General features: G+C 62.0%; 32 protein-coding genes. 1 reads left to right on the top strand and 31 read right to left on the bottom strand.

Annotated features, from left to right (window positions below; genetic code table 11):
• The 16 genes from AB1576_06505 to AB1576_06430 form a co-directional block, all read right to left on the bottom strand.
• A partial coding sequence (locus AB1576_06505) for a helix-turn-helix domain-containing protein (GenBank protein ID MEW6081417.1) occupies positions 1 to 184 on the bottom strand: 184 nt, incomplete at its 3' end.
• 154 nt (positions 185 to 338) lie between these two features.
• Positions 339 to 1238, bottom strand: a complete 900-nt coding sequence (locus AB1576_06500; GenBank protein ID MEW6081416.1) for an RluA family pseudouridine synthase — start codon at positions 1236 to 1238, stop codon at positions 339 to 341.
• Positions 1235 to 1678: a signal peptidase II gene (lspA, locus tag AB1576_06495; protein ID MEW6081415.1), complete on the bottom strand. Its 444-nt coding sequence runs from the start codon at positions 1676 to 1678 to the stop codon at positions 1235 to 1237. The genes AB1576_06500 and lspA overlap by 4 nt, the downstream gene beginning before the upstream one ends.
• A gap of 5 nt (positions 1679 to 1683) precedes the next feature.
• Positions 1684 to 1989 (bottom strand): DUF5665 domain-containing protein, encoded by a 306-nt coding sequence (locus tag AB1576_06490; GenBank protein MEW6081414.1) that lies wholly within the window; start codon positions 1987 to 1989, stop codon positions 1684 to 1686.
• Complete coding sequence (gene ileS / locus AB1576_06485) at positions 1982 to 4744, bottom strand: isoleucine--tRNA ligase (protein MEW6081413.1); 2763 nt, start codon at positions 4742 to 4744, stop codon at positions 1982 to 1984. Before ileS ends, AB1576_06490 begins: the two co-directional genes overlap by 8 nt.
• Before the next feature lie 45 nt (positions 4745 to 4789).
• Complete coding sequence (locus AB1576_06480; GenBank protein ID MEW6081412.1) at positions 4790 to 5119, bottom strand: DUF167 domain-containing protein; 330 nt, start codon at positions 5117 to 5119, stop codon at positions 4790 to 4792.
• A 17-nt stretch (positions 5120 to 5136) separates the two neighbouring features.
• Positions 5137 to 5601 (bottom strand): DivIVA domain-containing protein, encoded by a 465-nt coding sequence (locus tag AB1576_06475; GenBank protein MEW6081411.1) that lies wholly within the window; start codon positions 5599 to 5601, stop codon positions 5137 to 5139.
• Between the two features lie 94 nt (positions 5602 to 5695).
• Positions 5696 to 6139 carry a DivIVA domain-containing protein gene (locus tag AB1576_06470; GenBank protein ID MEW6081410.1) on the bottom strand — a complete coding sequence of 148 codons (444 nt, stop codon included), beginning with the start codon at positions 6137 to 6139 and terminating at the stop codon, positions 5696 to 5698.
• Between the two features lie 22 nt (positions 6140 to 6161).
• Positions 6162 to 6428 (bottom strand): YggT family protein, encoded by a 267-nt coding sequence (locus AB1576_06465; protein ID MEW6081409.1) that lies wholly within the window; start codon positions 6426 to 6428, stop codon positions 6162 to 6164.
• A 2-nt stretch (positions 6429 to 6430) separates the two neighbouring features.
• Positions 6431 to 7132 (bottom strand): YggS family pyridoxal phosphate-dependent enzyme, encoded by a 702-nt coding sequence (locus AB1576_06460; protein ID MEW6081408.1) that lies wholly within the window; start codon positions 7130 to 7132, stop codon positions 6431 to 6433.
• A gap of 15 nt (positions 7133 to 7147) precedes the next feature.
• The gene (locus tag AB1576_06455; GenBank protein ID MEW6081407.1) at positions 7148 to 8446 is read right to left on the bottom strand and encodes an HlyD family efflux transporter periplasmic adaptor subunit; all 1299 of its coding nucleotides are present in this window, start codon (positions 8444 to 8446) and stop codon (positions 7148 to 7150) included.
• On the bottom strand, positions 8397 to 9194 hold the full coding sequence (gene pgeF / locus AB1576_06450) for a peptidoglycan editing factor PgeF (protein ID MEW6081406.1): 798 nt from the start codon (positions 9192 to 9194) through the stop codon (positions 8397 to 8399). Before pgeF ends, AB1576_06455 begins: the two co-directional genes overlap by 50 nt.
• A 121-nt stretch (positions 9195 to 9315) precedes the next feature.
• The gene (locus tag AB1576_06445) at positions 9316 to 9579 is read right to left on the bottom strand and encodes a YlmC/YmxH family sporulation protein (protein MEW6081405.1); all 264 of its coding nucleotides are present in this window, start codon (positions 9577 to 9579) and stop codon (positions 9316 to 9318) included.
• Between the two features lie 109 nt (positions 9580 to 9688).
• Complete coding sequence (locus AB1576_06440) at positions 9689 to 10309, bottom strand: stage II sporulation protein R (GenBank protein ID MEW6081404.1); 621 nt, start codon at positions 10307 to 10309, stop codon at positions 9689 to 9691.
• A gap of 16 nt (positions 10310 to 10325) precedes the next feature.
• The gene (gene sigG, locus AB1576_06435) at positions 10326 to 11096 is read right to left on the bottom strand and encodes an RNA polymerase sporulation sigma factor SigG (protein ID MEW6081403.1); all 771 of its coding nucleotides are present in this window, start codon (positions 11094 to 11096) and stop codon (positions 10326 to 10328) included.
• Positions 11097 to 11262: 166 nt separating this feature from the next.
• Positions 11263 to 11424, bottom strand: a complete 162-nt coding sequence (locus AB1576_06430) for a YHS domain-containing protein (GenBank protein MEW6081402.1) — start codon at positions 11422 to 11424, stop codon at positions 11263 to 11265.
• Positions 11425 to 11803: 379 nt separating this feature from the next.
• Between AB1576_06430 and AB1576_06425 the strand changes: the two genes are divergently transcribed.
• Positions 11804 to 11878 carry a hypothetical protein gene (locus tag AB1576_06425; protein ID MEW6081401.1) on the top strand — a complete coding sequence of 25 codons (75 nt, stop codon included), beginning with the start codon at positions 11804 to 11806 and terminating at the stop codon, positions 11876 to 11878.
• Between the two features lie 437 nt (positions 11879 to 12315).
• Here the strand turns inward: AB1576_06425 and AB1576_06420 are convergent, their stop codons facing one another.
• The 15 genes from AB1576_06420 to murF all read right to left on the bottom strand — a co-directional run bounded on the left by AB1576_06420 (position 12316) and on the right by murF (position 26926).
• On the bottom strand, positions 12316 to 12678 hold the full coding sequence (locus AB1576_06420; GenBank protein MEW6081400.1) for a type II toxin-antitoxin system PemK/MazF family toxin: 363 nt from the start codon (positions 12676 to 12678) through the stop codon (positions 12316 to 12318).
• A gap of 54 nt (positions 12679 to 12732) precedes the next feature.
• On the bottom strand, positions 12733 to 13014 hold the full coding sequence (locus tag AB1576_06415; protein ID MEW6081399.1) for a helix-turn-helix domain-containing protein: 282 nt from the start codon (positions 13012 to 13014) through the stop codon (positions 12733 to 12735).
• A 307-nt stretch (positions 13015 to 13321) separates the two neighbouring features.
• Positions 13322 to 13495, bottom strand: a complete 174-nt coding sequence (locus tag AB1576_06410) for a hypothetical protein (GenBank protein ID MEW6081398.1) — start codon at positions 13493 to 13495, stop codon at positions 13322 to 13324.
• A gap of 134 nt (positions 13496 to 13629) precedes the next feature.
• Positions 13630 to 14361: an RNA polymerase sporulation sigma factor SigE gene (sigE, locus tag AB1576_06405; GenBank protein MEW6081397.1), complete on the bottom strand. Its 732-nt coding sequence runs from the start codon at positions 14359 to 14361 to the stop codon at positions 13630 to 13632.
• 15 nt (positions 14362 to 14376) lie between these two features.
• The gene (locus AB1576_06400; GenBank protein ID MEW6081396.1) at positions 14377 to 15246 is read right to left on the bottom strand and encodes a sigma-E processing peptidase SpoIIGA; all 870 of its coding nucleotides are present in this window, start codon (positions 15244 to 15246) and stop codon (positions 14377 to 14379) included.
• A 124-nt stretch (positions 15247 to 15370) separates the two neighbouring features.
• The gene (ftsZ, locus tag AB1576_06395; GenBank protein ID MEW6081395.1) at positions 15371 to 16435 is read right to left on the bottom strand and encodes a cell division protein FtsZ; all 1065 of its coding nucleotides are present in this window, start codon (positions 16433 to 16435) and stop codon (positions 15371 to 15373) included.
• Between the two features lie 23 nt (positions 16436 to 16458).
• Positions 16459 to 17688 (bottom strand): cell division protein FtsA, encoded by a 1230-nt coding sequence (gene ftsA, locus AB1576_06390; GenBank protein MEW6081394.1) that lies wholly within the window; start codon positions 17686 to 17688, stop codon positions 16459 to 16461.
• A gap of 62 nt (positions 17689 to 17750) precedes the next feature.
• Positions 17751 to 18542 carry an FtsQ-type POTRA domain-containing protein gene (locus tag AB1576_06385; GenBank protein ID MEW6081393.1) on the bottom strand — a complete coding sequence of 264 codons (792 nt, stop codon included), beginning with the start codon at positions 18540 to 18542 and terminating at the stop codon, positions 17751 to 17753.
• Entirely contained in the window at positions 18539 to 19819 is a 1281-nt protein-coding gene (murA, locus tag AB1576_06380) for a UDP-N-acetylglucosamine 1-carboxyvinyltransferase (GenBank protein ID MEW6081392.1), read from the bottom strand. The genes AB1576_06385 and murA overlap by 4 nt, the downstream gene beginning before the upstream one ends.
• A 7-nt stretch (positions 19820 to 19826) precedes the next feature.
• Entirely contained in the window at positions 19827 to 20702 is an 876-nt protein-coding gene (murB, locus tag AB1576_06375) for a UDP-N-acetylmuramate dehydrogenase (protein ID MEW6081391.1), read from the bottom strand.
• 216 nt (positions 20703 to 20918) lie between these two features.
• The gene (murC, locus tag AB1576_06370; GenBank protein MEW6081390.1) at positions 20919 to 22298 is read right to left on the bottom strand and encodes a UDP-N-acetylmuramate--L-alanine ligase; all 1380 of its coding nucleotides are present in this window, start codon (positions 22296 to 22298) and stop codon (positions 20919 to 20921) included.
• A gap of 77 nt (positions 22299 to 22375) precedes the next feature.
• Positions 22376 to 23485 carry an undecaprenyldiphospho-muramoylpentapeptide beta-N-acetylglucosaminyltransferase gene (gene murG / locus AB1576_06365; protein ID MEW6081389.1) on the bottom strand — a complete coding sequence of 370 codons (1110 nt, stop codon included), beginning with the start codon at positions 23483 to 23485 and terminating at the stop codon, positions 22376 to 22378.
• A gap of 12 nt (positions 23486 to 23497) precedes the next feature.
• Positions 23498 to 24595, bottom strand: coding sequence for a putative lipid II flippase FtsW (gene ftsW / locus AB1576_06360; GenBank protein MEW6081388.1), 1098 nt, complete (start codon positions 24593 to 24595; stop codon positions 23498 to 23500).
• 13 nt (positions 24596 to 24608) lie between these two features.
• The gene (mraY, locus tag AB1576_06355) at positions 24609 to 25571 is read right to left on the bottom strand and encodes a phospho-N-acetylmuramoyl-pentapeptide-transferase (protein ID MEW6081387.1); all 963 of its coding nucleotides are present in this window, start codon (positions 25569 to 25571) and stop codon (positions 24609 to 24611) included.
• The gene (gene murF, locus AB1576_06350) at positions 25568 to 26926 is read right to left on the bottom strand and encodes a UDP-N-acetylmuramoyl-tripeptide--D-alanyl-D-alanine ligase (protein ID MEW6081386.1); all 1359 of its coding nucleotides are present in this window, start codon (positions 26924 to 26926) and stop codon (positions 25568 to 25570) included. Before murF ends, mraY begins: the two co-directional genes overlap by 4 nt.
• Between the last annotated feature and the right edge of the window lie 3 nt (positions 26927 to 26929).

The raw sequence follows: 26929 nt of genomic DNA, 5'->3' as shown, positions 1-26929 counted from the left end.
CACGATTTCCATGGGCAAGCGAAGCGGCACCCTCCCTCCGATAGGCCGCCAATATTCGCCACGTATGACGTTCGCTCAACCCAAGGACATGTGCCGCCTCTTTGGTACCCATGACATCCTCCAGTACATAGTTCAGCACCTTCAACCTCGCTTGCTCCCTCTGGGTCAATGTCAGTCCTCCCATACTGACATTTTCCCTTATCTGTTAAGCACTGTCATGATCGTATAACAACGACACCCAAAGGGTTCAAAAAATGAGATCCCTTGCCGTGCTCGCCTGGTGCCCTGGAGGGTTCACCTCCGGCCACATGGCCAGGCAGGCAATTCTCCCCGTGCCATCACGCTCCGGCCCTGAGGCGCTCCAGGGCCATCTGGAAGTCCGGTGGGGGTGGTGCAAGGAACTCCATATCCTGCTCTGTTACGGGATGGCAAAAACCCAGGCGCTCCGCGTGAAGCCCAGGGCCCTCTAGGCAGGGAGCCTTGCGGCCGCCATAGGTAGGGTCGCTGGCCACCGGGTGGCCAATGCTGGCCATGTGGACGCGCACTTGGTGGGTGCGGCCGGTCTCCAGCTGGACCCTGACCAGTGAGAAGCCCTTGTAACTCTCCAGCACCTCATACCGGGAAACCGCCCTTCTTCCCGTCTCCACCACGGCCATCTTCTTCCTGTTGACCGGGTGGCGCCCCACCGGGGCATCTATGAGGCCGGGTGATTCCTTTGGCGTGCCCCCGACCAATGCAAGGTACTGCCTCTTGACCCGCCTTGCCCTCATGTCAGCGGCCAGGGTATCATAGGCTTCCTGGCTCTTGGCCACCACCAGGAGTCCTGTGGTGCCCTTGTCCAGCCGGTGCACTATTCCGGGCCTCATGGTCCCATTGATGCCAGGGAGGGGGCAGTGGGCCAGGAGCGCGTTGACAAGGGTTCCCCTGGGGTTCCCAGGCCCGGGGTGGGTCACCATGCCCCGGGGTTTGTTCACCACCAGCAGGTGGTCGTCTTCGTACACGATTGCCAGGACAATCGGGTCAGGTTCCAGGTTAAGGGGCTGGGGCTCGGGCACCGTTACCTCCAGCATGTCGCCGGGGGAGAGCCTGTGGGACGGGCGCAGCCTGCGGCCGTTCAGGGTCACTAGTCCCTTTCTTATAAGGCCCTGGATCCGGGAGCGGCTGAGTCCTGTGACACCTGATGCATAGGTATCGGCGCGGGAGCCAAAACCCTCTTTTCCAACCCGGTAGGTGGTCAGCGCCTGTCCTCCTTTCCCGACCTCATTGTATCCCAGAGGATGAGGCCTGCCGCGGCCACCAGGGCGCTGTCCGCGAAGTTGAACACGGGCCACACCCTGAAGTCAAGGAAGTCTACTACATGCCCCTGAAAACGCAGGCGGTCCACGAGGTTCCCCGCGGCGCCGCCCATGGCCAGGCCCAGCCCAACGCGGAGCATCCACCCCCGGGCCCTCCTGTGAAACAGGATTATACCGATGATGGCCGCGGCGGATGCCAGGATGGGGAGGCCAGAGGCGCCCGGGGCCATCCCGAAGGCCACCCCAGGATTGAGGACGTAGGTAATGTGAAATACGCCGGGAATGACGGGGATGGACTCGCCGGGGGTCATCGCCAGCCAGATGGCTGCCTTGCTGACCTGGTCAAGAAGGACCACCGCCAGGGCTGAACCCAGCGTGAGCAAGTGCCTCACCTCGCACGCAGCTGCTGGAGCACAATTTCTACGATCTGGGCGATAAACCCGCCGATGATGGGCAGGTTGACAACGAAACTCCTCTGGAGGAAGTAGATGAGAAGCGCCGCCAGGACGCTAGCGCCAACGGCAAACCCCACGCCCCGGGCGATGCCCGCAAGGAAGTTCAGGTATATGAGGCGGCCCGGCGTGTTCAGGAGGGTCACGTACTCAGCTATCTTGGACCTCTCAAGTTGCCTTGAGACCTCCAAGAGGGCCCTGGTGATCCTCGTGTTCTGTCCCTCATCGCCTGCCTCAGGCAAAGGTCCCCTCCCCCTCCGGTTTGGCCCCCTGCCGCCCGAGTACAGCGGCACACCTCCGGCAGGTGCCGGGGTATTCGCGGTCTTCCCCTACGTCTTCCCCGTAGATCCAGCACCGCGAGCACTTTTCCCCACCGGCCCTGTCCACGGCTACCTGGAGGTCAGGGGCATCAACCATCTCCACCTGAGACACCAGGAAGAGGCCGGGTAACTGGGGCAGGTAGGCTTGGAGAAACTCCCGCAGCTCCGGTCCGGCGCCCAGGGTTACCCTGGCCTCCAGGGAACTGCCTATGGCCTTCTTGGCCCGGGCCTCTTCCAGGGAGCGGGAGACCTTCTCCCGCACGGCACCCAGCCGGGACCAGCGTTCCTTCAGCCCCTCCGGTGATACCCCTGCGGGCACAGGCCAGCCGGTGAGGTGAACGCTCTCAGGGTCCCCTGCCTCCTTGGGGAGATGGCCCCATACCTCCTCCGCTGTGTGGCTCAATACAGGGGCCAGTATCCCCACCAGGGCCCTGGCCACCCTGTACATGACGGTCTGCGCAGCCCTCCGGCCTGGGGCGCCCGCCAGTGAGCAGTAGAGCCTGTCCTTTGCTATGTCAAGGTAGAACGAGCTCATGTCCAGCACACAGAAGTTGTGAACGGCATGGTAGAGCATGTGGTACTCGTAGTCCTCGTATGCCCTGGTAACTCGCTCCAGTACCTCATCCATACGCATCAGGGCCCACTGGTCCAGTTCCTCCATGTCCTCCAGGGCCACAGCGTCCGTTGCGGGGTCAAAGTCGTACAGGTTTCCCAGGATGAACCGGAAGGTGTTCCGGATCTTCCTGTAGACCTCCACCAGCTGCCTGAGGATCAGCTGGGAGATGCGGATGTCCCCCCGGTAGTCAGCGGAGGCCACCCAGAGCCTGAGGATATCGGCGCCGAACTCCTTGATGACCTCCTGGGGAGACACGGTGTTCCCCAGGGATTTGGACATCTTCCTGCCCTCACCGTCCACCACGAACCCATGGGTGAGGACAGCCCTGTAGGGGGCCCGGCCCGTGGTGGCTGTGGACGTCAGGAGCGAGGACTGGAACCAGCCCCGGTGCTGGTCCGACCCCTCAAGGTACAGGTCGGCAGGCCAAGCCAGCTCCGGCCGGGTCTCCAGCACGGCGGCATGGCTGGTGCCACTGTCAAACCAGACGTCCATGATGTCCGTTTCCTTGCTAAAGGAACCCCCCTCGCAACCTGGGCACTGGTAGCCCTCAGGCAGGAAGTCCCCGGCCGGGCGGGCAAACCAGGCATCGGACCCCTCCCTCTCGAACACATCCGCCACCCGTTCGATGATACCCTGGTCCGCCAAGGGCTCGCCGCAGTCGTCACAGTAGAATACGGGGATGGGAACCCCCCAGACCCGCTGGCGGGAAATGCACCAATCGTGCCGCTCCTTCACCATGTTGTGGATCCTCTCGCGTCCCCAGTGGGGTATCCACTTCACATCCTCTATGGCCTTCAGGGCATCCTGCCTGAACCTGTCGATAGAGGCAAACCACTGCTCCGTTGCCCGGAAGAGCACGGGTTCCTTGCATCTCCAGCAGTGGGGATACTGGTGACGGATCTCCTCCTGGCCCATGAGAGTCCCCCGCTCCTCCAGGACCTTCACGATCTCGCCGTTGGCATCCTCGCAAAAGAGTCCGGTGAAGGGACTGCCCTTCTCAGTGAACACCCCACGGTCATCCAGGGGCTGGAGTATCTCAAGGCCGTACTGCACCCCCGTGTTGAAGTCCTCCTCGCCATGGCCGGGGGCCGTGTGGACACAGCCGGTACCCTGCTCGAGGCTGACGTGATCCCCCAAGACAACCTGGGAACTCCTATCGTAGAAGGGATGGCCAAGCACGACCCCTTCCAGGTCATGGCCGGAATAGGAGGCTATCTTCTCGCCCTCAAGGCCCATGGCCTCTAGGTTCTCCTCCAGGAGCCCGGAGGCTACCAGCAGTTTCCCCTTGCCCGTTATAACTAGGCTGTACTCCAGATCCGGGTGAAGGCAAACGGCCATGTTGGCCGGAAGCGTCCATGGGGTGGTGGTCCAGATTACAACGTAGGCGTCCTCGGGCAAGAGCCCTTTGCCGTCCCTGACGGGGAACCTTACGTAGATAGAGGGGGATACCCGGTCACCGTACTCCACCTCGGCCTCGGCCAGGGCGGTCTCACAAGAGGCACACCAGTAAACAGGCTTCAGGCCTTTGTATATGTGCCCCTGGGCAGCCATCTTCCCGAACACCCGTATCTGGCGGGCCTCGTACTGGGGCACCAGCGTAAGGTAGGGGTTGTCCCAGTCCCCTATGACACCGAGCCTCTGGAACTGCTCTCTCTGGATCCCCTGGTACTTCAGGGCGAACTCGCGGCACCTGGCCCTGAGTTCCAGGGGGGAGGTGTGATGGCGGTCGATGCCCAGGGCCTTCAGCGCCTGGTGCTCTATGGGAAGCCCGTGCGTATCCCAGCCGGGCACATAGGGGGAGTCATGCCCGGACATTGTCGCGTACTTCACTACCATGTCCTTGAGAACCTTGTTAAGGGCAGTCCCGATGTGTATGTCACCGTTGGCATAGGGCGGGCCATCGTGAAGGATGAACTTGGGGCGCCCCTGGCGATTCTGGCGGATCCGGCTGTAGAGGTCCGCTTCCTTCCACCTGGCCTGGATCTCCGGCTCCCTTGAAGGGAGGTTCGCCTTCATGGGGAAACCCGTCTTGGGCAGGTTAAGAGTCCTGCTGTAGTCCAACTCGTATTCCTCCATTCATCCCAAGTATGCCCTTACCATACACCGTCAGATTGGGCCCAGGCGCCTAAGTGCCTCTTCGGCCTGGGCGAGTGTCATCCCCCGTATCAAGACGCCCTTCGTCCTGGACCTGTGGCCTGACCGTATGTCAACGAGCCCTCGTTTCACTCCGAGGGCCCGTGCCACCAGTTCCACGCAAGCCTCATTGGCTTGGCCGCCCACAGGGGGCGCCGTCACCCTGAGCCTCAGGCAATCCTCGCTACAGCCTTCTATGCCCTCCCTTGATGCCCTGGGCTGAACCCTCACCTGCAGGACTACACCCTCTGGAACCGCTCTTAAGAAGTTCATGTCGCTCCATGTGACCTCATAGTCCCTCATAATGCCCAAGGGGGAGCCTACTTGGGGGCTTCGGATTCCTCTTCCTTGAGTTCCTCCAGGAGATCCAGGTACGAGCGCACCACCGCTTTCATGCGGGCCACAAACAGGTCCCGCTGCCTGATGAGCTCCTCGTTGTTCTCGGCGGTCTTGCGCAGCCGCTCCCTGGCATCCTCCTTTAGCCTGTCAGCGGCCTCCTGAGCCTCCTTGATCAAGAGTTCCGCTTCCTTGCGCGCGCTGGACTTCACCTCTTCCGCCGCCTCCTGGGCGACGATAATGGCCTTCTGGAGGACCTCTTCCAGAGTGCGATAGTGCCCAAGCTCCTTGTTGGCCGCTTCGACCTGTTCCTTCAACACGGCGTTCTCCTTGAGGACCTGCTCGTAATCACGGATTATCTCATCCAGGAACTCATCTACCTCCCCCTCACGGTACCCGCGGAAGGCCTTGGAGAACTCCTTGTTGTGAATCTCGAGCGGTGTAAGCACCCCTCTTGATACCCCCTTGGTTCTGCGCTTTCCTGTTCGCTTGGCTTTCTACCCACACCGCGGGGAATCCTGCCCGGAAATCCCCGGCATTGCTTCAGGCCTTCACCTTCTCCAAGGCTGACAGCACCCGCATCAGATCGTCCCTCACCCGGCGCCTGAACTGGGAGGCCGAAACCTCCATCCTGGCCGCCTCACTCTCTATCTTTCCCGCCACCCTGGTTCCCTCGCTCCTCTCGGCCTCCGCCTGGGGCCTTGCCTTCCCCAGGATCAAGCCAGCCTCCTGGTGAGCAACCTCGGTAACCTGGGACACGGAAGCCCTGGCAACCTCCAGGGTGTTGTTGAGCGACTCGTCCAGATGGCGAAAACAGCGAAGCTCAAAGGCAAGGTCCTTGAGGGTCTCCTTCAGCTGGTAGTTCTCCTCCAGCAACTGCCTGTAGGCTCCGGCCACCCCCTCAAGGAAGCCCCGGACAGCCTGGGGGTGGTAACCCCGGAAGGCTTTGGAGAACTCCCTCTCCTGGATATCCCTGGGAGTCAGCATCCGAAATCCCCTTCCCGGCACTTCACCTGGCACCCACCAGCCTCAGAAGAAGCACCTCAACGATCTGGAGGAGAATCACAGCCACCAGGGGCGAAAGGTCAATGGTGCCCATTGGAGGCAGCCGGCCCCGGATAGGCTCAAGTATTGGCTCGGTGAGCCTGAAGATGACTCTCCTAATCTCATAGTAGGTCCTGTTGTAGGCGCTGGGGCGTATCCACGACAGGATCACGCGAATAATGATGAGCCACACCAGTATTGAGAAGAAGGTATGGATCACCTGCCTGACCATGCCTATCCGTCACCTCCTCGCGGTCTGGATCCAAAGATGGCGGTGCCCACCCTTACGAGCGTGGCCCCCTCCTCGATGGCCAGCTGGTAGTCTCCGCTCATTCCCATGGACAGGTGCTCCATGGTGACCCCTGCCATATTCTTCCCCTTGATCTCATCCCTTAGTTCCCTAAGGACACTAAAGGCCTTCCTGAGTCGCCTCTCATCGCTGGTGTAGGGGGCGATGGTCATCAAGCCCTCTACCGACAGCCCCCCCATAACCGAGACCTGCCGGACAAGGGATTCAACCCCGGCTGGAAGCACTCCATGTCTCTCCTCATCCCCAGCGGTGTTCACCTGGACCAGCACTCGTGCCACCATCCCCTGGGCCAGGGCCCTCCGGGAGATCTCCTGGGCTAGGGACACCCTATCCAGTGAGTGTATGACCTCGAAGATCCCCAGGGCGCTCCCCACCTTGTTCGTCTGGAGGTGTCCAACCATGTGCCTGGTGATACCCGGGGGAAGGCCCGGCAGTTTCTCCTTGGCCTCCTGAACCCTACTCTCCCCCACGTGACTGATCCCGCACTCCAGTGCCTCCAGGATCCTTGGAAGCGCTACCGTCTTGGTAACAGCCACCACCGATACATCCTTGGGGGATCTCCCGGCCTTGAGGGCCGCCTTGGCCACGCTCTCACATATCCTTGCCATGTTGTCTGCAATGCTCAAGGTCTCACTCTCCCGTTACCTCACAGTAGACCCGTCTTTGACCAGGAAGGGCGTGAGCACAATGCTGGTGCCTGGGGATATGCCCTCAATAACAACGCTGTCGCCCGTGGCACCCAAGATCGTCACCGGCCAGAACCGGGCGGTAGCCTTCTCAACAACGTACACACCCTCTATGCCTGAGACCTCGGCCAGCGCCCCTCGGGGGATGAGAGTTCCGTCAAGGGTCTCGAGGATAGCCTCGGCCTTGACCCTCCTGGCGGTGACCAGATCCTCTTTGAACTCCAAGGGCTCCAGGGTAATCACTGCGTAGTCATCCCCAGTCTTCTTGCCCACCTCGTGCGCCCGGACTCTAAATGTCGCGGAGCCCGGCTCCAGGAGCCGCACCAAGAACTCGCCCTTCTTGGCCAGGGCCAGTGCGTCCTGGACCTGCAATGCCAGGGCCAAGCGTATGCTGCCCACATCGACGATCTTAAAGAGTGGCGCTCCCGCCTCAACGCTATCCCCGGTCATGATGGGGGCTGGCTGGGGGTCTGCCTGGTATACCGTAGCGGCGGTTACCTCCGTTCCACTGCCGGGGTCCAGGAGGGCCTCAAGCCCATCCACCGCATAGCTTACACAGCCCGTCTCCCTTGCCTCCATGACGCTGGAGGCCTCCTCCATCTGGCGCACCACCTGGGATTCGTCCTCCAGGAGGGTGCGCAATCGTTCCTCCAGGGAGGCCACGGACGCGGCCTTTTCTTCCCTTTCCCTGTAGAGGCGCTCCAGATGCTTCCAGGCCTTCTGGATGGCGGTCGTGTCGCCTCCCTTGAGGGCATCCTGGAGTCCAGTGGCAGCCGCTATAAGCTCCCGGTCAAGCCTGAGTGCCTCGTCCTTCAGGGAAGAGAGCCTCAGGGCATCCTGGGCCTGGAAACCTGCCAGGTCCTGTCGAATGGAGGAGACTTGGGCCTCCAGTTCCTCCAGGAGGCTGGGGCTCACTACCTCCACCACAGGAGAGCCTACCCGTACCCTCTCGCCCTCAGGCAGGAGCACCATGACCTCGCCCTGAACCGGCGCCTTGTAGACGCTTTCGGCCCTGAGGATGAGCCCCTCCCCGCTGGCGGTTACCTCCACGGAACCCTGCTGGACGCTGCCAACCCGGGCGAAGCGCGACAGGAGGGTCCCTCTTCCCGGCCCCAGGATGAACACCCAGGTGACCGCTGCCGCCAGAAGCAGGATAAGGAGTGGGACTGGGCTCCTTTGGCGCTTCCTCTTGGGAGCCCGGCCATCAGCGGCCCGGCGCTTGGCCCCCCGGTATATGCTGCTGGCCTTCGGCATCAGGCGCTCTCCCCTCGGTTCTCTCAGATTTCTCCAAGCGGCGACACGAATCCTCCTGCACGCCAGTAAGCCACAAGGCCCCCACCATTCTCCCTGTCCTTCCCGAGTCGCGCCGGTGGGAGAAGAACATTAGGGGGTGGCAGGCGGTGCACCAGCCGCTCACGCTGACATGGGACGGGGACAGGCCCGCCCCCACCAGGTGGCGAAGGTTAATCCCCTTGAGGTCAAGGAGGAAGCCCCCGGTTTCACCGGGTTTCGCCAGGTCCGTCCAGGCGGGAAAGGCCTCGGAAAATGGGGTCATGACCCTCTCATCAACTTGGTAGCAGCACGCGCCTATGGCGGGCCCTATTACAGCCATGCACCTGGAGGCCTTCGCCCCGCAGCCCTCCATGGCCCTAACTGCCCGGGCAGCAATGGCCGACAGCGTGCCGCGCCACCCCGCGTGAGCCAGGGCCACGATGCGAGCCACAGGATCAAACAGGTAGATTGGGACACAGTCAGCAAAGGTCCCTGCCAGGACCACACCGCCCCTGGCCGTCACAAGACCATCGGTCTCCCGGTAGTTCCCGGCGGTGTGGCACACCGCCACCCGGTCACCGTGGACCTGCCCGGCCTGAGCCACGCTACCCTGGGCAACACCGGTAGCGGACCAGAAGGCCCGCCGGTTCTCCCGTACGAACTCGGGGTTGTCCCTGGTTGACAAGCCCATGTTCATCCAGGAATACTCCCCCTTGCTTACCCCTCCCATCCTAGTACTGAATAAAGCCTTGGCCCCTTTGGGTTCCCACGCGGCCACAGTGAGAAATGGCACCTTTGCGTTCTCCTGCAACTTCAGGGGTTCTTCCAGCTTGTCCACCGCCTTGTCTAGTCTATCGCCGGTCGTACCGGGGCTGGGAGTAGCCGGGCAGCTCCACAAGTATCACGTCCTCACCGATCTTGCGGATGCGGTCCCACCGGATCACGTAGTCGCCCTCACGCCCAAAAAGGGCCCACCACGGCCCGGGGGCAGGGACAACGATGGCCGTTATGCGGCCCGTATCCAGGTCGATCTCAAGGTCGCTGATGGCGCCAAGCCTGCGACCATCCACAATGTTGATTACGTCCCGCGCCCTGAGATCAGTGGCCCTCTCCATGTTCTCCCTCCGGTCCAATTATATTATATGGCCAAAGGGGAGATTTTCCCTGCGGAATGCCTGGCAAAGAAGGAGGAAAAACTTCACAGTTGTTCTGGGGGGAGTAGGGTTAGTCTTGGGGCCCGGAGGTCCACTCCGCTGCAAAGTCCCATCCTGGCAGTACCTTTCTGAGCCATTCCCAGGTGACGAAGCGTGGCCTGAACTCGTGCCGGCGGAACAGTTCCAGGTCCAGGTTCACCTTGACCTGCGGCTCCACCGCGGTGTCCACCAGGCAAAGCGGCGGGAACACCACACACCACCAGTTGGAGCCCCCCCCGTCCCCTATAGTCACAGTCACAGCGTCATACATGCCTGCGGGAGCCTCCATGCCCCCGTAGTCCCGCGGGGGGAACGGCTTTCTCTCTATGGCCACCTGGACAGGGCAATCGCTTCCTGATTCCTCCAGGCGCCGCCTGGCGGCCTCCTCAAGCCTGGCCCTGCCAAGGGTGAGAGCCCGGAGGGCATCCTCCCGGGTCAGTGCCTTGGCCAGGATGAACCGGCTCTCGGCAATGACCGCGTCCTTGACCTCCATCTTGAGGACCTGGTCCCTCTCACCATCGCTGTGAGCCAGCACGTGGAGGCGGACAAGGTTGTCCGGGTTATAGGAGAAAACCGCGTCTCCCTCATGCCCCGCCGCCAGGAGCCCCGTGATAATCGCCACCGCCAGGAACAACCCTACTTGCCTGGACAAGGGATCTACCTCCAGACTACATGTTCTTTCTCATGTGCCCCAGGGCTGCCTTCTCCAGCCGGGACACTTGAGCCTGGGAAATGCCTATCTCATCTGCCACTTCCATTTGGGTCTTCCCATCGAAGAACCTGAGTGTCAGGATGAGCCTCTCCCGCTGGCTGAGCTTGCGCAGCGCCTCCCTGATGGCTATGCCCTCCAGCCACACCAGGTCCTCGTTCTTGTCGTCGCCGATCTGATCCATGACGAAGATGGGATCCCCGCCGTCATGGTAGATGGGCTCGAAAAGGGATACTGGCTCCTGTATGGCATCCAGGGCATACACGATCTCCTCCCTGGGTATGCCAAGCTCCTCCGATATCTCGTTGATGGTGGGTTCCCTCGACAGGCGGTTAACCAGGGAGTCCCTTACCTGGAGGGCCTTGTAGGCCACATCCCTGAGGGAGCGGGACACCCTGATGGGGTTGTTGTCCCTCAGGTACCTCCGGATCTCCCCGATGATCATGGGAACCGCATAGGTGGAGAACTTCACGTTCTGGCCTAGATCGAAGTTGTCTATGGCCTTCATCAGGCCGATGCAGCCAACCTGAAACAGGTCATCAACGTACTCTCCCCGGTTGTTGAAGCGCTGGATCACGCTGAGCACCAGCCTGAGATTGCCCTGGATTAGCTCGTCCCGGGCAGTGGTGTCACCCTGGCGCATCCTGACGAAGAGTTCCCTCATCTTGGCGTTGCCCAGCACCGGGAGCTTGGACGTGTTAACACCACAGATCTCAACCTTGTTCAGCATACCTGGGCCTCCATCAAACCGGCTTCTCGCCTCTCATTATCCCCTCCCAATTCTGTCTGTATGCATGGGCGCTGCCTGAATATGGCAATTTGTGCCTGCTGTTACCTCAAAGAGAGCGGGGCCAGCTCCCTGGGCGGCCTGGCCCCTGGTCCCCAACGGGACCTGTTTACCCGCGAAAACCCTTCTTGGACGAGTATAAAGATGGGTTGGATTCAAACTGCGACCTGCACTGTTTGGAGCAGAAGAAGTAAGTGGACCCCTGGAAACTCGATTTCTCCGGTGAACTGCCCGACTTGACCTCCTGGCCGCACACTGGGTCCTTCGCCATTGAAAGCGTCACCTCCATTAGGGGAATAGGGTCCTGCGTATCGTAGCGTGAAGGTTGGGTGAATCTCCGGGATAAGGTGTCATTACATATGATCAACCGAGAGCTATCGAAAAATACCTCTCTGTAAGGATCCGGGCCACCTGCGGCCATTCCCCCCGGAGACTCTGGGCCATTCGCCGGAGTCTCGCATTCCCCGGGTTGATGCTTTGGGTAATGGCTTCTCCCCTGGTGATCCGGGCCACCCTTCCACCGGTCATTGCCAGTTGTGAACCGCCGTCACCATTGAACGCGCCCGACGCTGGTATACTGGGCAAGGAAGGGCCAATGCAATGTACGTGGACACACGGGTCGTGGCAGCCACTAAAGCGACCTGGAGAGGATGGTAAGAGCGAGCCAGTTCAGGGAGGACCTCTTCTACCGTCTCAATGTGGCGCCGCTACCGGTGCCTCCCTGAGAGGCAAAAGAAGGACATCTCGGCCTTTGTCTAGATACTCCTGAACAAATGAAGAGACGTACAGCAGGGTGCGGCGGGCCAGCCAACAAGCCACGGACCGTGTCGTGAGCCATACACGGCGCAGGAACGCCAAAGACTTGAGAGCCTCATCAAGAGACTGGCCATCACACCTATGGATCCGTCATCGACGTATGCGACCCCACGGAATCGCCGAGAGACCAATCCACCGGCCTCTCGGCAGGTTCCGTCCACGGGGCAGTGCCTTTGATGGGGACCGTGACGGCCCTCGAAAGCAATCCCAGGGAGGCCATGAAACAAGAGGGTCCACCCGGAGAGCAGATAGGAGACTCCAGGTTGACCCGTCGAGAAACTCAAACGCTACAGCACTGACCCAGGGGCTAGCATGCCGTGTGCTCCAAGGAACTCTCCACTGAGCATCACATCTCGAGAAGGTGCCTGAGCCCCGCCTGGATGCGCTCAAACTCGGTGGAACTCAGAGTCCCCAGGTAACCCAGGACCCTGTGGACGTCTATCGACCTCACCTGATCGATGAGGGATATGGACGGCCGGACGAGGCCTCCTTCTCCCTGCGGCAAGCCCGGGTATAGCCTGGGATTCGTCTGAGTCCAAGGCCCCTTTTCGGTGGTAAGAGGGACAATGACGATCACGGGACAGCGGGTGCCCTTGGGAGGACCGACCACAACGGCCGGTCTCACTCCTTCCTGTTCCCGGAGGGCAGGGATATGGCGCGGCAGCTCAACCGTCAAGACGTCGCCAAGCCTAACAGGTTCACTTGGCATGCGATCTGCCACCCTCCACCACAAGGCCAACGCCCGGCAAGTACTTGACGGGCTTCACAGGGGGTGGACCACCGGGCCCCAGTCATAGGACGGGAGTGGGGCCTCGATCTCCGCCTCCAGCCACTCGATGTCTTCAGCGTCATCCCGCGGGGCAGTCTTGTACCCCACCTCATCCTGGAGAAAGTACTCCAGGTCCGCCTCACGCACTCGCCAGAGCCCCTTTCCGCCAATCCTGCAACCCTTCATGCTTCCGCAGCGTAGCCAATCCCGAACGGTCTTGGGGCTCACTGAGAGCCTCTCAGCCACCTCCTCAGGCGTCAACAATCTGCCAGCCATGCCGAACTCCCCCCGTTCACCTCACGGATGTGGGAAATCTTCACCTTGCCTTAATCATACGTACACTACTGCATCTTTCGATACGAATATGTCCCTTATCCTACCAGGAACTACTTCGGACATGGACTGTGACGCGTAACGGGTGGGCCCTTGGACAAAGGTGTACTCCTGGCTGCCTCAGACGGGTTATGCGTGCATTTGATCGTCACACCGGCACTCTTGGAGGAGCACGGGCGTGACGGAGGTGCACGACAAAAGGGAGTTAGTCACCGGCGTTGGTCAGAAACACCCGGGAGTAAGATCCCGGTTAGCTGCTGCCCTCACAGCTGTTCGAGGCAGGTGTCCTCTTCACCAAAAGCTGACAGCACGGGAACGGCTGCCAAGCCTTCTCGTGCCTGTAGAGGCAGGCCTCCAGCGCGGCAAGGCTCAACTTGTCCATCCTGAGGGCCCAGGCCAGGGGGTTTTTCCTCAAGCGCTCGATATGCCTTCGTTCAAGCTAAGCCTCTTGCTCGAATCACTGGGCTTTATGCCCGTATTATAAGGTTTTGGGCCCCCTGCTTAGCGCATCTAGGTTTGACGCGGGATCCACCGGGTCACACCCCATCGCCAGTATGGCTACTCCATCCGCCTGATTTCCTTCCTCAGCCTCCGTATCGTCCGTTTTTCCAGCCGGGAGATGTAGGACTGGGATATCCCCAGGAGGTCCGCCACCTCCTTCTGGGTTCTCTCAACCCCGTCCTTCAGCCCGAACCGAAGCTCCATTATGGACCTCTCCCTTCCCGATATCTTCAGCATGGCCTTCCGGAGGAGTATGCGGTCCACCTCTTCCTCAATACCCCGGCAGATGAGATCGCCCTCCGTGCCCAGCACATCCGAGAGCAGCAGCTGGTTACCATCCCAGTCAATGTTCAGGGGCTCATCGAAGGACACCTCGGAACGGCTGCGGTTGTGCCTCCTCAGGTACATCAGGATCTCATTCTCGATGCACTTGGAGGCGTAGGTGGCCAGCTTGATCTTCTTGTGGGGGTCAAAGGTATTCACAGCCTTGATCAGCCCTATGGTACCGATGGACACCAGGTCCTCAACGCCTATGCCTGTGTTCTCAAACTTCCTGGCGATGTAAACAACCAGCCTGAGGTTTCTCTCGATGAGGACGGATCTCACTTGGGTATCATCAGTGCCGAGCCGGCCGATGAGAAACATCTCCTCGTCGGTGGAGAGCGGAGGAGGAAGGGCCTCGCTAGATCCAACGTACAGCACGGGCAAGACAGGGAGCCCCAGCACCTGCCAGAATCGTAGCACCAGGAGCCTTAGGACCCACTTCATGCGAGGCAACGGTCGCAACATCAAAGCCCCTCCCTTTCAATCATCCTCAGCAAGAACCAGCTCAGGGTGGACGAGACAGTCACAAGCTCCCAGGCCCAGGTCACCAGGGATCACGGCCACTATCACATCCCGGGTTACCAGCGTGCGCCCCCTGGCAGTGGTGACCAGCGCATCAGGGCGGAAACCCAGGAGCAGGCCACCGGGATTCCCCACGGTTGAGTAGGGGATTAGCCTGACCCTGCTGGCAATGGTGGTGGAGGCCAGTTCATCCATGGCCCTGAGCGGGTCTCCCGCCATGGCGACCCCGGCCCCGCATGGTAATAGGTCCCTGACCGCTGCCAGCTCAGCCAGGAGAACCGGCGCCCCTGTGATCGGGTCCCGGAGACAGTTCCCGGTATCCAGGTACCCCGTTAGATGGCCGCGGGCATCCCCCAGGAACACCTCTGCCTCAACCATGCCCGGCCTCACCCGGGCATCCCGGCCCAGGTACCAGCTGAGCGTGTAACTAGTGCCTAGCGTGGCGCCTAAACCAAGGGGCAACAGCCACCACCTGAGGGGAAAGGCCCCCTGCCCCCAGGCAAATGCCATGGCCATAATGGAGCCTGCGGTAATGAAGGCAACCCCGAAGAACACTGCGGAAGGGGCAATGAGATGCCTCCACCTGGAGGGCTGGAAGGCAATGGCTACCATGATTAGGGAGCATACTACCTTGGCAGAAGTGCTAAAAAGGAAGGCCAGGTTAGGCATTAAAAAGGCCAGGGAGTACACGGTACCGACCCCTGCGGCAGCAAGGAGACGAGCGTGAACCAACCGGGCCCTGACCAGCCGTCCGGTCATCCACAGCAGGGCGTAGTTCATGAAGAGGTTCACCCCAACGTAAACATCGAGATTCAGGTGTTGGGTCACCTGCATCACCTGCCTAGACGGCCGGAATCGTGGGGTATGTTATACTTCTATTGCCTTCGGGTCCCCCCTATGCCATATTCTACTACCCGTCTAGAGCCGAATCTGTCACTTCAGGCCGGGCGCGTCAGGATGCCGTCTTTTCCCTGCGCCGCAGGAAGGCTGGGACTTCAAGGTCCTCGGCGGCCAGGGGGCGCACCTCGAATTCTGGCTGTTCCCGTCGGGTCTTCCATCTTCCCCCACTGTCAAAGCCCGTGGCTATGACGGTAACCCTGATCTCATCCTGCATGTCCTCCTGGATGACGGCGCCAAAGATGATGTTTGCCTCCTGGTCGCTAGCAGACATCACAATGCTGGCGGCCTCGTTCACTTCGAAGAGCCCGAGGTCGGCGCCGCCGGTGATGTTAAGGAGCACCCCCTTGGCTCCCTCGATGGAGGTCTCCAGGAGAGGGCTGGAGATGGCCGCCTTGGCGGCGTCCTGGGCCCTCGTGTCCCCTGAGGCCCTGCCGATGCCCATGAGGGCGGAACCAGTGTTGGCCATGATGGTCTTGACATCGGCGAAGTCCAGGTTGATTAGTCCCGGCACGGCGATGAGGTCGGAGATCCCTTGCACCCCCTGTCTTAGCACATCGTCAGCAAAGCGGAAGGCGTCAAGGATGGAGGTCTTCTTGTCCACCACCTGGAAGAGGCGGTCATTTGGTATGGTTATAAGCGTATCCACCTTCTCCCGGAGATTGGCCATGCCCGCTTCAGCCACAGCCATCCTCCGCTTGCCCTCAAAGGAAAAGGGTTTGGTTACCACGGCAACCGTCAAAGACCCCGCTTCCCTGGCGCACTCGGCAACCACAGGGGCGGCTCCGGTACCGGTTCCCCCCCCCATGCCGGCGGTGATGAACACCATGTCGGCGCCTCTCAGGCTCTCCAGGATCTGGTCGCGGGACTCCTCCGCAGACTTCAGGCCGATCTCGGGGTCTGCACCGGCGCCCAGCCCCTTGGTGATCCCCTCCCCTATCTGGATCCTCCCCAGGGCGTGAGACCTTGATAACGCCTGCATGTCTGTGTTTATTGAGACGAAGTCCACGCCCTTAAGACCAGCCTCTATCATGCGATTCACTGCATTGGACCCACCCCCGCCCACACCTACTACCTTGATCACGGCAAACCGCTCAGCCTCGATATCGAAATCCAGCAAGACCCATACCCCCCAAGAAGGACTCAGAACATCCCCCTAAAAAAGCCCCCGATTCTTTGCCATAATCCCCCAACCCTTCCGCTTACGGGCCGCTCTCCCGCGCTGTCCAGGTTCCTGGCAGCATGGATCAGGATCCCCACGGCAGTAGAATAGCCAGGGTGACGGGCAACATCCGTGAGGCCTCCCACCCCCCTGGGGAGGCCTACCCGTACAGGCATCTCCAGGTACTTCTCAGCCAAGTCCCCCAATCCCCTTAGAAGGCTTGTACCCCCCGTCAAGACCAGCCCGCCAGGGATTACCTTGCCAAAGCTGGATCGCTTGATCTCCTGACCGATCATGGTCATGATCTCGTGTGCCCTAGGCTCGATTATGGCGGCAATCTCTCCAAGTGGCGCCTCCTTCATGCGACCACCGGAGATCCCCGCTATCTGGAAGGTCTCACCCTCGGCCGCCATCTCCTCCAGGGCAACCCCGTACTCCGTCTTTGCCCTCTCGGCCTCGGCGATGGGAGTCCTGAGTCCTACAGCCAGGTCCCCGGTAATGTGGGAGCCCGCCACCGGAACGATGCTGGAAAACCAGAGGCTGCCCTCGTCAAAGAGGGCTACACTAGTGGTCCCACCGCCGATGTCGGCAACCACAACGCCAAGTTCCTTCTCGGCCGCCTGGAGCACCGCCTCCCCTGAGGCCAAGGGGTTGAGCACCACGTCGTCCACGTCCAGCCCAGACTTGTACACGCTCCGGAGAAGGTTCTGGAGACTGGTAACCGACGCGGTTATTATTCCTGCCTCTACCTCCAGCCTGATGCCCACCATTCCCTCGGGATCACGGATCCCGTCATGGCCATCCACTGTGTAGCCCCGGGGAAGCACGTGAATGATCTCCCGGTCTGGGGGAATGCTGATGACCCGGGCCGCCTCCAAGACGCGCTCCACGTCAGCCCGGGTTATCTCCCTGTCATCCCGGTTCACCGCCACGACTCCCTTGTTCCGGAGGGAGGCAATGTGCGAACCCCCGACCCCCAGGAACACCGACCTTATGTCCAGCCCCGACATCCTCCGGGCAGAATCCACGGCCGACTGGATGGACTTGACAGTGCCATCGATATCCACCACGATGCCCTTCCTCATACCGGTGGAGGGCCCCACACCTACCCCTACGATGTTCACATCACCGAGGGGGGCAACTGCACCCACGAGGGCCACAACCTTCGTGGTGCCGATGTCTAGCGCAACTATAGCCTGTCTCCTGGCCAAACCGCCACCCCCTGGAACCCGTCCTAGACTAATTCAACGCAGGGAGGAATATCCCTCTAGGCCTACCATGAAGCACCATCGTCTCCCTCTTCAATGAACTCCTCGAACCGGGGCACATAGGTGCCTTCCTTGGGCCGCACCACCGGCTTTGAGGTCCTGATATCAACATACTCCAGGTCCAAGCCCTCCCGCTTGGCATCCTCAAGGATCCCCTTGAGGATGGCCACCTTCTCCTCCATGAGGGCTCCGGGGCTTCCCATGTAGACTGGTAGCCCCTGGATGGTGTAGAGGGTCAGGCCCTCGGCTGACGCGTTCACCTCCGACACTTCATCCCGGAAATCCCCGAGGAGGCCTAGGAGGCGGGCAGCATCCAGGAGGGTGGTCCCGGTGAGCCGCTCCCCGGGCAGCATGTCCCCGGGAATGTCCCCGGTCACCAGCGGCTGGTCCAGAAAGAAGGCCCCCTCCCATCTCTCAAGGAGGACACCCTCTTCATCGATGGCCAGGTAGGACCTGTCCACCAGCAGGTAGCCAACACAGGAACGTTCCGTCACGCTCACGGTAACCCTGGAGGGAAGCCGCACCATAACGCGGGCCTCCTTCACATAGGGGAGAGCCTCTACGAGTGCCTTCACCTTGCTAGGACGCACACCCAGGAGGCTTGTCCCCAGTAGAATGCCCGTAGCCTCAATGACCTCCCCAGCCTGGAGCTGTTGCGTCCCCGCGACCTCCACCACCTCAACTCGGAAGTAGGCGGAACGGTAGAAGGCGTAGAGCGCCGCCAGGACCATGAGAATGGTCGAGTAGAGCACGATCCTCCTGCCCCTGCCCCACCGGTGACTTGCCTTTGGCCTCACTCCTTCCGGTCTATGACGGCGCCCAGGCATCTCAATTTCTCCTCCAGTCTCTCGTAGCCCCTGTCTATGTGGCAGGTTCCCCTAACACAGGTGTTTCCCTCTGCCACCAGGCCTGCCAGGACCAGGGCGGCGCCACTTCGGAGATTGGTGGCCTCCACCATAGCCCCGGAGAGGTGGGGAACCCCCTTCACGACGGCGGCCCTTCCCTCAACCTTCACGTTGGCCCCCATGCGCCGGAGCTCCTCCGCATGCTTGAAGCGGTTCTCAAAGACGGTCTCCGTGACCACGCTGGTGCCCTCGGCCACGCTCATCAAGGCCATGAACTGCGGCTGCATATCCGTGGGGAAACCAGGGTAGGGCAGGGTCTTCAGGTCTAGTGCTGTGGGGCGCCTGGTGCCCCGGACCCGGATCCCCCCGGGCATCTCCTCCACTGTGACACCGGCCTCTCTCATCTTGGCACTGACGGACTCAACGTGCTCTGGTATGACGTTCTCCAGCATCAGGTCTCCCCGGGTGATGGCGGCGGCCACCATGAAGGTGCCCGTCTCTATCCTGTCCGGGATCACCCAGTACTCGGTGCCTCCCAGGGATTCTACGCCCTCTACGCGGATGACGTCCGTGCCCGCCCCCATCACCCGGGCGCCCAGGGAATTCAAGAAGTTCTGGAGGTCTACGATCTCCGGCTCCTTGGCGGCGTTCTTGATGGTGGTTGTGCCCTGGGCCAGGACAGCGGCCATCATTATGTTCTCTGTCGCTCCCACGCTGGGAAAGTCCAGGTGGATATCAGCTCCCGAGAGCCTCGGGGCCTCTGCCTCGATGAAGCCATGCCTCTCGTAGAGGCGGGCCCCTAGGGCCCTTAGCCCAGATAGGTGAAGGTCAATGGGCCGGGGGCCAAGGTCACAGCCGCCGGGATAGGCCACGCGGACGCGGCCCAGGCGCCCCAGGAGGGAGCCCATCAGGAATATGGATGAGCGCATCTCCCGGGTGAGCAGGTCGCCCACCTCGTAGTTGTAGATAGCGGAGGGGTCCACCCAGAGGGTCTTGCCACCGGGCCCCCCCTCGTGGCTCACCCGGGCTCCCAGCCCCCGCAGGATCTGGGACATCACAGATACGTCCTTGAGGAATGGCGCATCGTTGATGAGGCACTGCCCCTTGGTGAGCACGGTAGCCGCCAGCATGGGCAGGATGGCGTTCTTTGCGCCGGAAACCCTTACCGCCCCTCCAAGCCTGTGACCGCCTTTTATGTCCAGCACGCCCACGCCCTCCACCTCCGGCATCCTGGTCCTATCCCTCTCCCTCTACCCTGATCTCCAGCTCCAGCCAGATCCCGTGTACCCGCTGTACAGCCTGCCTTGCCTCATCTACCAGTTCCAGGACGTCCCGGGCCGTGGCACCCCCTGTGTTAACGATAAAATTGGCGTGAACTTGGGAGATCTGAGCCCCTCCCAGGCAGCGCCCCTTGAGGCCGGCGGCCTCTATGAGGCGGCCGGCGGAATCCCCCGGAGGGTTCTTGAACACACTGCCAGCGCTGGGTTGGCTCAAGGGCTGAGATCTCCTGCGTTCCATTAGGTGTCGCCGGGAGGCCTCCCTGATCTCCTCAGGTGGGCAGGGCGCCAGCCTCAGGGTGGCCGTCACGCACACCCAGTCAGTGTGAGAGAACACGCTTTCCCTGTATCCCATCTCGAGGTCGCCGGGGCAGAGGGTCCGGCTCTCCCCTCCCGGTCTTACCGCCTTTACCTCTGTGATGACCTGTGAAATGGTCCCCGAGTGAGCCCCAGCGTTCATGGAGATGGCCCCCCCCAGGGTCCCCGGGATGCCAAAAGCGAACTCAAGCCCCCCTAGGCCTGCGTCCTGGGCCTGCCGCGCCACCTGTGCCAGCGGCAGGCCAGCCCCAGCCTCAAGGCCATCCTCAAGCACCCTAATCCCATCGAGTCCCTTCCCTATCTTCACGGCCATCCCCCTGATACCTCCGTCCCTCACCAGGAGGTTTGTGCCCCCTCCGAACACGAGGTAGGGCACTCCTCTCCTAAAGGCTAGGTCCAACACTGCTTCGAGGTCTTCCAGGGTCGCCGGCGCTACCAGGATATCAGCGTTGCCCCCTATTCGGAAGGACGTGTGGCGAGCCATGGGCTCCTGGGCCAACACCTCTCCCTTGGTCATACTACGTAGCTCCTGGACCAATGGTGAGTAAGCCACTACGCACCCTGGTTTACCAAACCTGCCTAAATCGCAAGTTTGGAAGGCCGCCTCTCTTCGGCCAATTTTGACGCTTCATCCAGGATTGCTCCGAAAAGTCTTACATCCCGTCCACGCCCGTTTAGACTGTCCGTGAACCCACTCCGGCCAGTATGGATTCTTAACGCTTCCGCCTCAATGTTAGAGGCGGCAGTTCTCCTCCTTGGGACCCGCGTCCAGGGCCTTCCTGACATGGGGCGCCAGCTGGTACACATTACCGGCCCCCATGAGTATCACCATGTCGCCGGGCCTAGCCCAGACGGCCACCAGCCCGGGAACCTCGCCAGGTTCGGCCATGACAGGCCTTGGGCCCAGGCTGGCCTCGACGGACCGGGCAATCAGGCCAGAATCCACCCCGGGCACCGGGTTCTCCCCCGCCGGGTAAACAGGCAGCAGTATCAGATGGTCTGCCCGGCGGAAAGAAGGCCCGAAGGAGCCCGCCAGGAGCTGGGTCCGGGAGTAGCGGTGAGGCTGGAACACCACGATGACCCTCCCGGGCACTTGCCCCTGGGCCGCCTCCAGGGTGGCCTCGATCTCGGTGGGATGGTGGGCGTAGTCGTCCACCACCCTCACGCCGCCGGCCTCGGCCACCGTCTCGAAGCGCCGGTGAACCCCCTGGTACCTCCCCAGGGCCTCTGCTATCGTGGGAAACTCCACCCCTAGGAACCGTCCTACCGCTAGGGCAGCCAGCGCGTTGGAGATGTTGTGGACCCCCGGCACACCCAGGGAGATCCGGCCTAGCGGCTTGCCCTGGTCCTCAACGGTGAACTCGGACCCCTCTCCCGCCCGGCGAACCCCTGAGCCCCGGAAGCGGCCGCCCTGGACGCCATAGGTGATGGCCCTCTTTCCCATGGCCCGGGCCATCTCGAAAAGCCGGGGGTCGTCCCCGCAGACCACCATGGCGCCCTCGGCAGGCACTGACTCCAGGAAGGTCTTGAAGGCCTGGGTCAACTCGGCCATGTTCCCTCCGTAGTGGTCCAGGTGATCGTCATCGATGTTGGTCACCACCGCCACCGTGGGCGATAGTTTCAGGAAAGAGCCATCGCTTTCATCCGCCTCGGTCACCAGGTAGTTGCCTCGCCCAAGCTTGGCGTTGCCCCCGATGTTGTCTAGTTCCCCTCCAACCATGACGGTGGGGTCAAGGCCCGCCCTCTCCAGCACCAGGGCTACCATGGAGGTAGTGGTTGTCTTGCCGTGGCACCCGGTCACAGCTACGCTCACCTTGCCCTTCATGAGAAGGGCAAGGAGGTCAGCCCTGTGAAGCACGGGGATCCCCAGGGATCTAGCCCTCTTTAGCTCCACGTTGTCCGTGGGAACCGCGGAGGAGACTACCACGAAATCCGCGCCTTGTACGTTCTGGACCCGGTGGCCGCTGTATAAGCGCGCACCCAGGGCTTCCAGGCGAAGCATGAGGTGGGAGGGCTGGAGGTCAGACCCGGACACCTCATGCCCCAGGTCCATGAGCACCCGGGCAAGGGCGCTCATGCCCGCCCCGCCCAGTCCCACGAAGTGATAGTGCACGCCTCCACCCCTCCCCCTGCAACACACCTTATCATATGTTCCCGCCCGGGCCCAGGTATTCTGGCTTGTCCCTGGACTCAGCGCCTGGATAGTCTCAGTACCTCCTGGGCAATGTCATGGGCGGCCCGAGGCCTGCCCATGGCCTTGGCGGATTGGCCAAGAGCCTCCAGTCGCCTTTCCCCCCACATGAGGGATGTCAAGGCGCTGGCCAGGTACTCAGCGCCCAGGGCCTTCTCCTGTATGACAACGGCCGCCCCCTTCCTCTCCAGGAGCCGCGCGTTGACGGTCTGGTGGTCCCCAGCCACATTTGGGGAGGGTACCAGGATCGATGGGCGCCCCAAGGCCGTGACCTCGGCAATGGTCATCGCCCCGGCCCTGGCCATCACCAGGTCCGCTGAGGCCCACGCCTTCTCCATCTCGTGAAGGTAGGTCATGAGTCTAATGTGGCCAGCCCACCACCCTTTTATTCCCAGTTGATCCATTAACACCCTGGCCCGCTGGTGGTACGCCTCCCCGGTGATGACCAGGGCCTGCCATCTCCGCCCAGGGAGCCGGGGGAGCGCCCCCAGGGCGGCATCGAGCAGTGCCTGCGCCCCGCGGCTTCCTCCCAGGACAAGAAGGGTCTTGAGGGAAGGCTCAAGCCCCAGGGACCTTATACCCTCGTCCCTGGTGGTGGCCAGGATCTCAGGGCGTACAGGGTTGCCAGTGACCATGACCCGGGTTCTGGGGCCGAAGTAGCGCCGGCACTCCTCGTAGGGTACCGCCACCCCTGAAGCCAGGGGCCCCAGGATCCGGTTGGTGACACCTGGCACCACATTCTGCTCCTGGAGGAGCGTGGGTACCCGCGCCAGGCACGAGGCCAGGGCCACGGGCCCGGACACATAGCCGCCGGTGCCCACCACCACACAGGGCTTGAACCACTTCAGGAGCCGCCGGGCCTCGCGGAAGCCCTGGCTTGCCTCCCATAAACCCCTGGCAGCCACAGCTGGCGACTTGCCCCTGAGCCCCCTGGCCCTTATGGGATGGAAGGCTATGCCTGCCCTGGGCAGGATGCTGGCCTCAAGCCCCTGGGATGTCCCAACGAAGAGGAACTCGGCCTCGGGGACCATCTCCTTGAGGGCTCCTATCACCGCTATGGCGGGATATATATGCCCACCTGTGCCCCCACCCGTGAACAAGAACCTCATGTCAAGCCCCCTCTATGTGGCCCATCGCGATATTCCCAAGAGCATCCCCACAGACGCCAGGGTGAGCACCAGGGAAGACCCCCCGGAACTTAGGAGCGGCAGCGGTATCCCGGTTATGGGCAGGGTGGCCGTGACCACACCTATGTTGATGATGGCCTGTATGGTGATCATGGCGGTTATGCCCGTTGCCAGGAGGCACCCGAAGGTGTCCGGGGCGGACACCGCCACCCTGAAGCCCCTCCAGGCAAATACCAGGAAGAGCAGGAGCACGGTGGAGGTTCCCAGGAAGCCCATCTCCTCGCCCAGGACAGCGAAGATGAAGTCCGTGTGGAGCGCCGGCAGGTAGAAGAACTTCTGGTGGCTGCCGCCGACACCAAGCCCAAAGAGACCCCCTGAGCCCAGGGCGTAGAGGCTCTGGGCAATGTGATACCCCGTATCCTGCAGGTCCTCCCAGGGGTTCAGGAAGGCCAAGAAGCGGCGCCGCCTGTACTCCTCGCTGAATATCGCCCAGTATACCACAGGTATACTGGCGAGACCCATTAGGGACAGGTGGCCCAGGCGGGCCCCCGCCACGAAGAGCATTACCACAATGGTACCCACGATGCTCAGGGCAGTACCCAGGTCGGGCTGCCGGAGCACGAGAAGGAAGACAAGTCCCATGAGGCCGATGTAAGGGAGCAGCCCCTGCCAGAACCGGGCGATCCCGCTTCCCTTCCTTGCCAGGCTGTTGGCGAGAAACAGCACCATGGCTACCTTTATCACCTCGGAGGGCTGCACCCTCAGGGGGCCCAGGTCCAGCCAGCGCTGGGCGCCCCCTCCCACCTTGCCGAGCCCGGGCACCAGCACCATCACGAGGAGGACCATGCCGATCCCGAAGAAGGGGAGGGCCAGCTTCTTCAAAAAACGGTAGTCCATGTTCATGAAGAGCACAGCAGCCGCCAGCCCCATCACCGCCCAGAGGGCCTGCCGCTTCAGGTAGTAAAGGGCATCCTCGTATAGCACCATGGCCTTGACGGAGCTGGCGGAGAACACCATGACAATGCCGATGGCAAGAAGGATGACTGTCACCACAAAGAGGGTGAAGTCCGGGCTCTTCTTGCTGTGGGCCACTGCTCTCCCCTCCCTAGACACCGGGAAACCTCAGGGCCAGGACGCCCAGGGCGCCCAGGATGGCGCCCGCGATCCAGAATCCTGTGACCACGGAAGGCTCCTTGTGCCCCTCTAGCTCGAAGTGGTGATGTAGAGGGCTCATGCGCAGGATGCGTCGCCCCGTGAGACGGAAGTACACCACCTGAGCCATGACGGAGAGGGTCTCGATGACGAACACCCCTCCAACAATGGGCAACAAGAGTTCGGTCTGGCTGAAGAGCGCCAGGGCCCCCAGGCTCCCACCCAGGGCCAGTGCCCCGGTATCACCCATGAAGACGCTGGCGGGATGGTGGTTGAAACGGAGAAACCCCGAGAGGCCTCCTGCCATTGCCGCAGCTATGATAGAGAGGTCCGGGTATCCCAGGCCCCTGGCCACGATGGAATAGGAGAGAAACGCCATGGTACAGGTACCCGCAGCAAGGCCATCCAGGCCGTCGGTGAGGTTCACCGCGTTGGCGGTCCCCACAACAGCCAGCACGCCCACTGCAGGGTAGGCCAGGCCCAGGTCGAGGGCAAGCCTTGTGAATGGCACCCCTATAACCCTGTCATTACCTGTCTCCAGGCTAACCCCTACCAGTATCGCCGCAAGGAGCAGCTGTCCCATGAACTTGTAGCGTGCCCTAAGGCCGACAGGGCTCTTCAAGGCGGTCTTCAAAAAGTCATCGAGAAAGCCCAGGAAGCCAAAACCCAGGGCTGCCGAAAGCACCGCCCAGAATGGCACTGTGCGAGGCGAGAAGAGAAGGGAGACTACTATGGCGGCCAAGATGAAGGCCAGCCCCCCCATTGTGGGGGTGCCTGCCTTGGTCCGGTGGGCCTCCGGGCCCTGTGTCCTGATGCTCTGGCCCAGGTGAAGCCTTCTCAAGTGGGGCAGGAACACCTGGGTGAGCCCAAGGGACAGGGCCCAGGATGACACCAGTGCCAAGAGCGGCAGGGTCACCGGGAAGCACCTCCCACCAGGGCCCGGGCAAGATGCTCCATGCCAAGCCTGCGCGAGGCCTTCACCAGGATCACATCCCCAGGCCTAGACCTTGCCTCCAGCGCCGCCAGGGCGTCTTGCCTGTCATGGCAGAAAACCACCTGGTCCCCGGCCATGCCTGCCTCCAGGGCTGCCTCGCCTATGAGGCGTCCCAGGGGACCCACAGTCACCAGGAGGGAAAGCCCTGACCTGGCCGCCTGTTTTCCCACCTGCCGGTGCCCCCGGCGAGCGTAGTGTCCCAGCTCCAGCATATCTCCGAGGACCGCTACCCGCCTCCCCTCCATCATGAAGAGGCTCTCCAGGGCCGCCGACGCCGACGCAGGGCTGGAATTGTAGGCATCATTTATCACAGTTATCCCGGCACCCTCCAGGATCTCCCACCTCATTGCGAGGGGCCTTGCGGATCCAAGGCGCCGGGCCGCATCCTCCAGGGGCACTCCCAAGGAGACCGCGGCAGCCAGGGCAGCCAGGGCGTTCATGACGTTGTGAGTGCCCGGCAGGGGAATCCTCACCCGGGCCTCGCCTTCCGGAGACCGCACGAAAAAGGATGACCCTCCAGGCCCTGTCTCGATATCACCAGCGAAGAAGTCAGCCCGGCGGCTCTGGCCAAACCAGACCACACGCCCTGGGTAGCCCCGGGCGATCCTCCTTATCCGCAAGTCGTCCCGGTTCAGCACCGCAAGGCTGGTACCAAGGAGCACCTCCGCCTTGGCTTCGGCGATCTTCTGCATGCTCCCCAGGATCTCGATGTGGCTGGACCCTATATTCGTGATCACCGCCGTATCATGCCTGGCCAGACGCCCGAGGTAGGCTATCTGCCCCGTGCCCCTCATGGCCATCTCCAGAACGCACACCTCCACGGATTCGTCCAGCCCAAAAAGGGTCATGGGCACCCCGGATTCGGTGTTGTAGTTGCCAGGGCTCACCAGCGTGGAGAAGGTGCCCTCCAGGCATGCAGCCAGCAGCCCTTTGGTGGTGGTCTTCCCTACGCTCCCCGTGAGCCCGACGACCTTGGGACAGTAGCGCCCCCTGTGCCACCCGGCCAGGGTCCCCAGGGAAAGCAAGGTACCCGGCACCACCACCAGAGCCCTGTCCTGGGGCAGATCCGCAGGGGCCTCCTCCACCAGCGCAACGGTGGCACCCGCCCGGAAGGCAGCGTCAAGATAAAGGTGGCCATCGGTCCTCTGGCCCCTGAGGGCAACGAAGAGCTCCCCTGGCCTGACCCCTCGCGAATCCAGGCTCACACCAGTGAAGCGCGCCTCAGGGTTCCCCACGAGCCGACCCTCCAGCACCTCGGCAGCGAGGCTGGCCTTCATGTG

It is taken from the genome of Bacillota bacterium (assembly GCA_040754315.1).
GTDB lineage: Bacteria > Bacillota > Sulfobacillia > DUSP01 > JBFMCS01 > JBFMCS01.
This window is presented reverse-complemented; position numbering and strand designations above follow the sequence as displayed.

Bases quoted from the DNA above. Each gene is read 5' to 3' on its own strand.
- AB1576_06480 (MEW6081412.1), bottom strand. From the start codon at position 5,119: ATGAGGGACTATGAGGTCACATGGAGCGACATGAACTTCTTAAGAGCG.
- AB1576_06470 (MEW6081410.1), bottom strand. From the start codon at position 6,139: ATGCTGACTCCCAGGGATATCCAGGAGAGGGAGTTCTCCAAAGCCTTC.
- AB1576_06465 (MEW6081409.1), bottom strand. From the start codon at position 6,428: ATGGTCAGGCAGGTGATCCATACCTTCTTCTCAATACTGGTGTGGCTC.
- AB1576_06455 (MEW6081407.1), bottom strand. From the start codon at position 8,446: ATGCCGAAGGCCAGCAGCATATACCGGGGGGCCAAGCGCCGGGCCGCT.
- pgeF (MEW6081406.1), bottom strand. From the start codon at position 9,194: ATGGGAGGGGTAAGCAAGGGGGAGTATTCCTGGATGAACATGGGCTTG.
- AB1576_06445 (MEW6081405.1), bottom strand. From the start codon at position 9,579: ATGGAGAGGGCCACTGATCTCAGGGCGCGGGACGTAATCAACATTGTG.
- sigG (MEW6081403.1), bottom strand. From the start codon at position 11,096: ATGCTGAACAAGGTTGAGATCTGTGGTGTTAACACGTCCAAGCTCCCG.
- AB1576_06430 (MEW6081402.1), bottom strand. From the start codon at position 11,424: ATGGCGAAGGACCCAGTGTGCGGCCAGGAGGTCAAGTCGGGCAGTTCA.
- AB1576_06420 (MEW6081400.1), bottom strand. From the start codon at position 12,678: ATGCCAAGTGAACCTGTTAGGCTTGGCGACGTCTTGACGGTTGAGCTG.
- AB1576_06415 (MEW6081399.1), bottom strand. From the start codon at position 13,014: ATGGCTGGCAGATTGTTGACGCCTGAGGAGGTGGCTGAGAGGCTCTCA.
- sigE (MEW6081397.1), bottom strand. From the start codon at position 14,361: ATGTTGCGACCGTTGCCTCGCATGAAGTGGGTCCTAAGGCTCCTGGTG.
- murA (MEW6081392.1), bottom strand. From the start codon at position 19,819: ATGCCGGAGGTGGAGGGCGTGGGCGTGCTGGACATAAAAGGCGGTCAC.
- murB (MEW6081391.1), bottom strand. From the start codon at position 20,702: ATGACCAAGGGAGAGGTGTTGGCCCAGGAGCCCATGGCTCGCCACACG.
- murG (MEW6081389.1), bottom strand. From the start codon at position 23,485: ATGAGGTTCTTGTTCACGGGTGGGGGCACAGGTGGGCATATATATCCC.
- murF (MEW6081386.1), bottom strand. From the start codon at position 26,926: ATGAAGGCCAGCCTCGCTGCCGAGGTGCTGGAGGGTCGGCTCGTGGGG.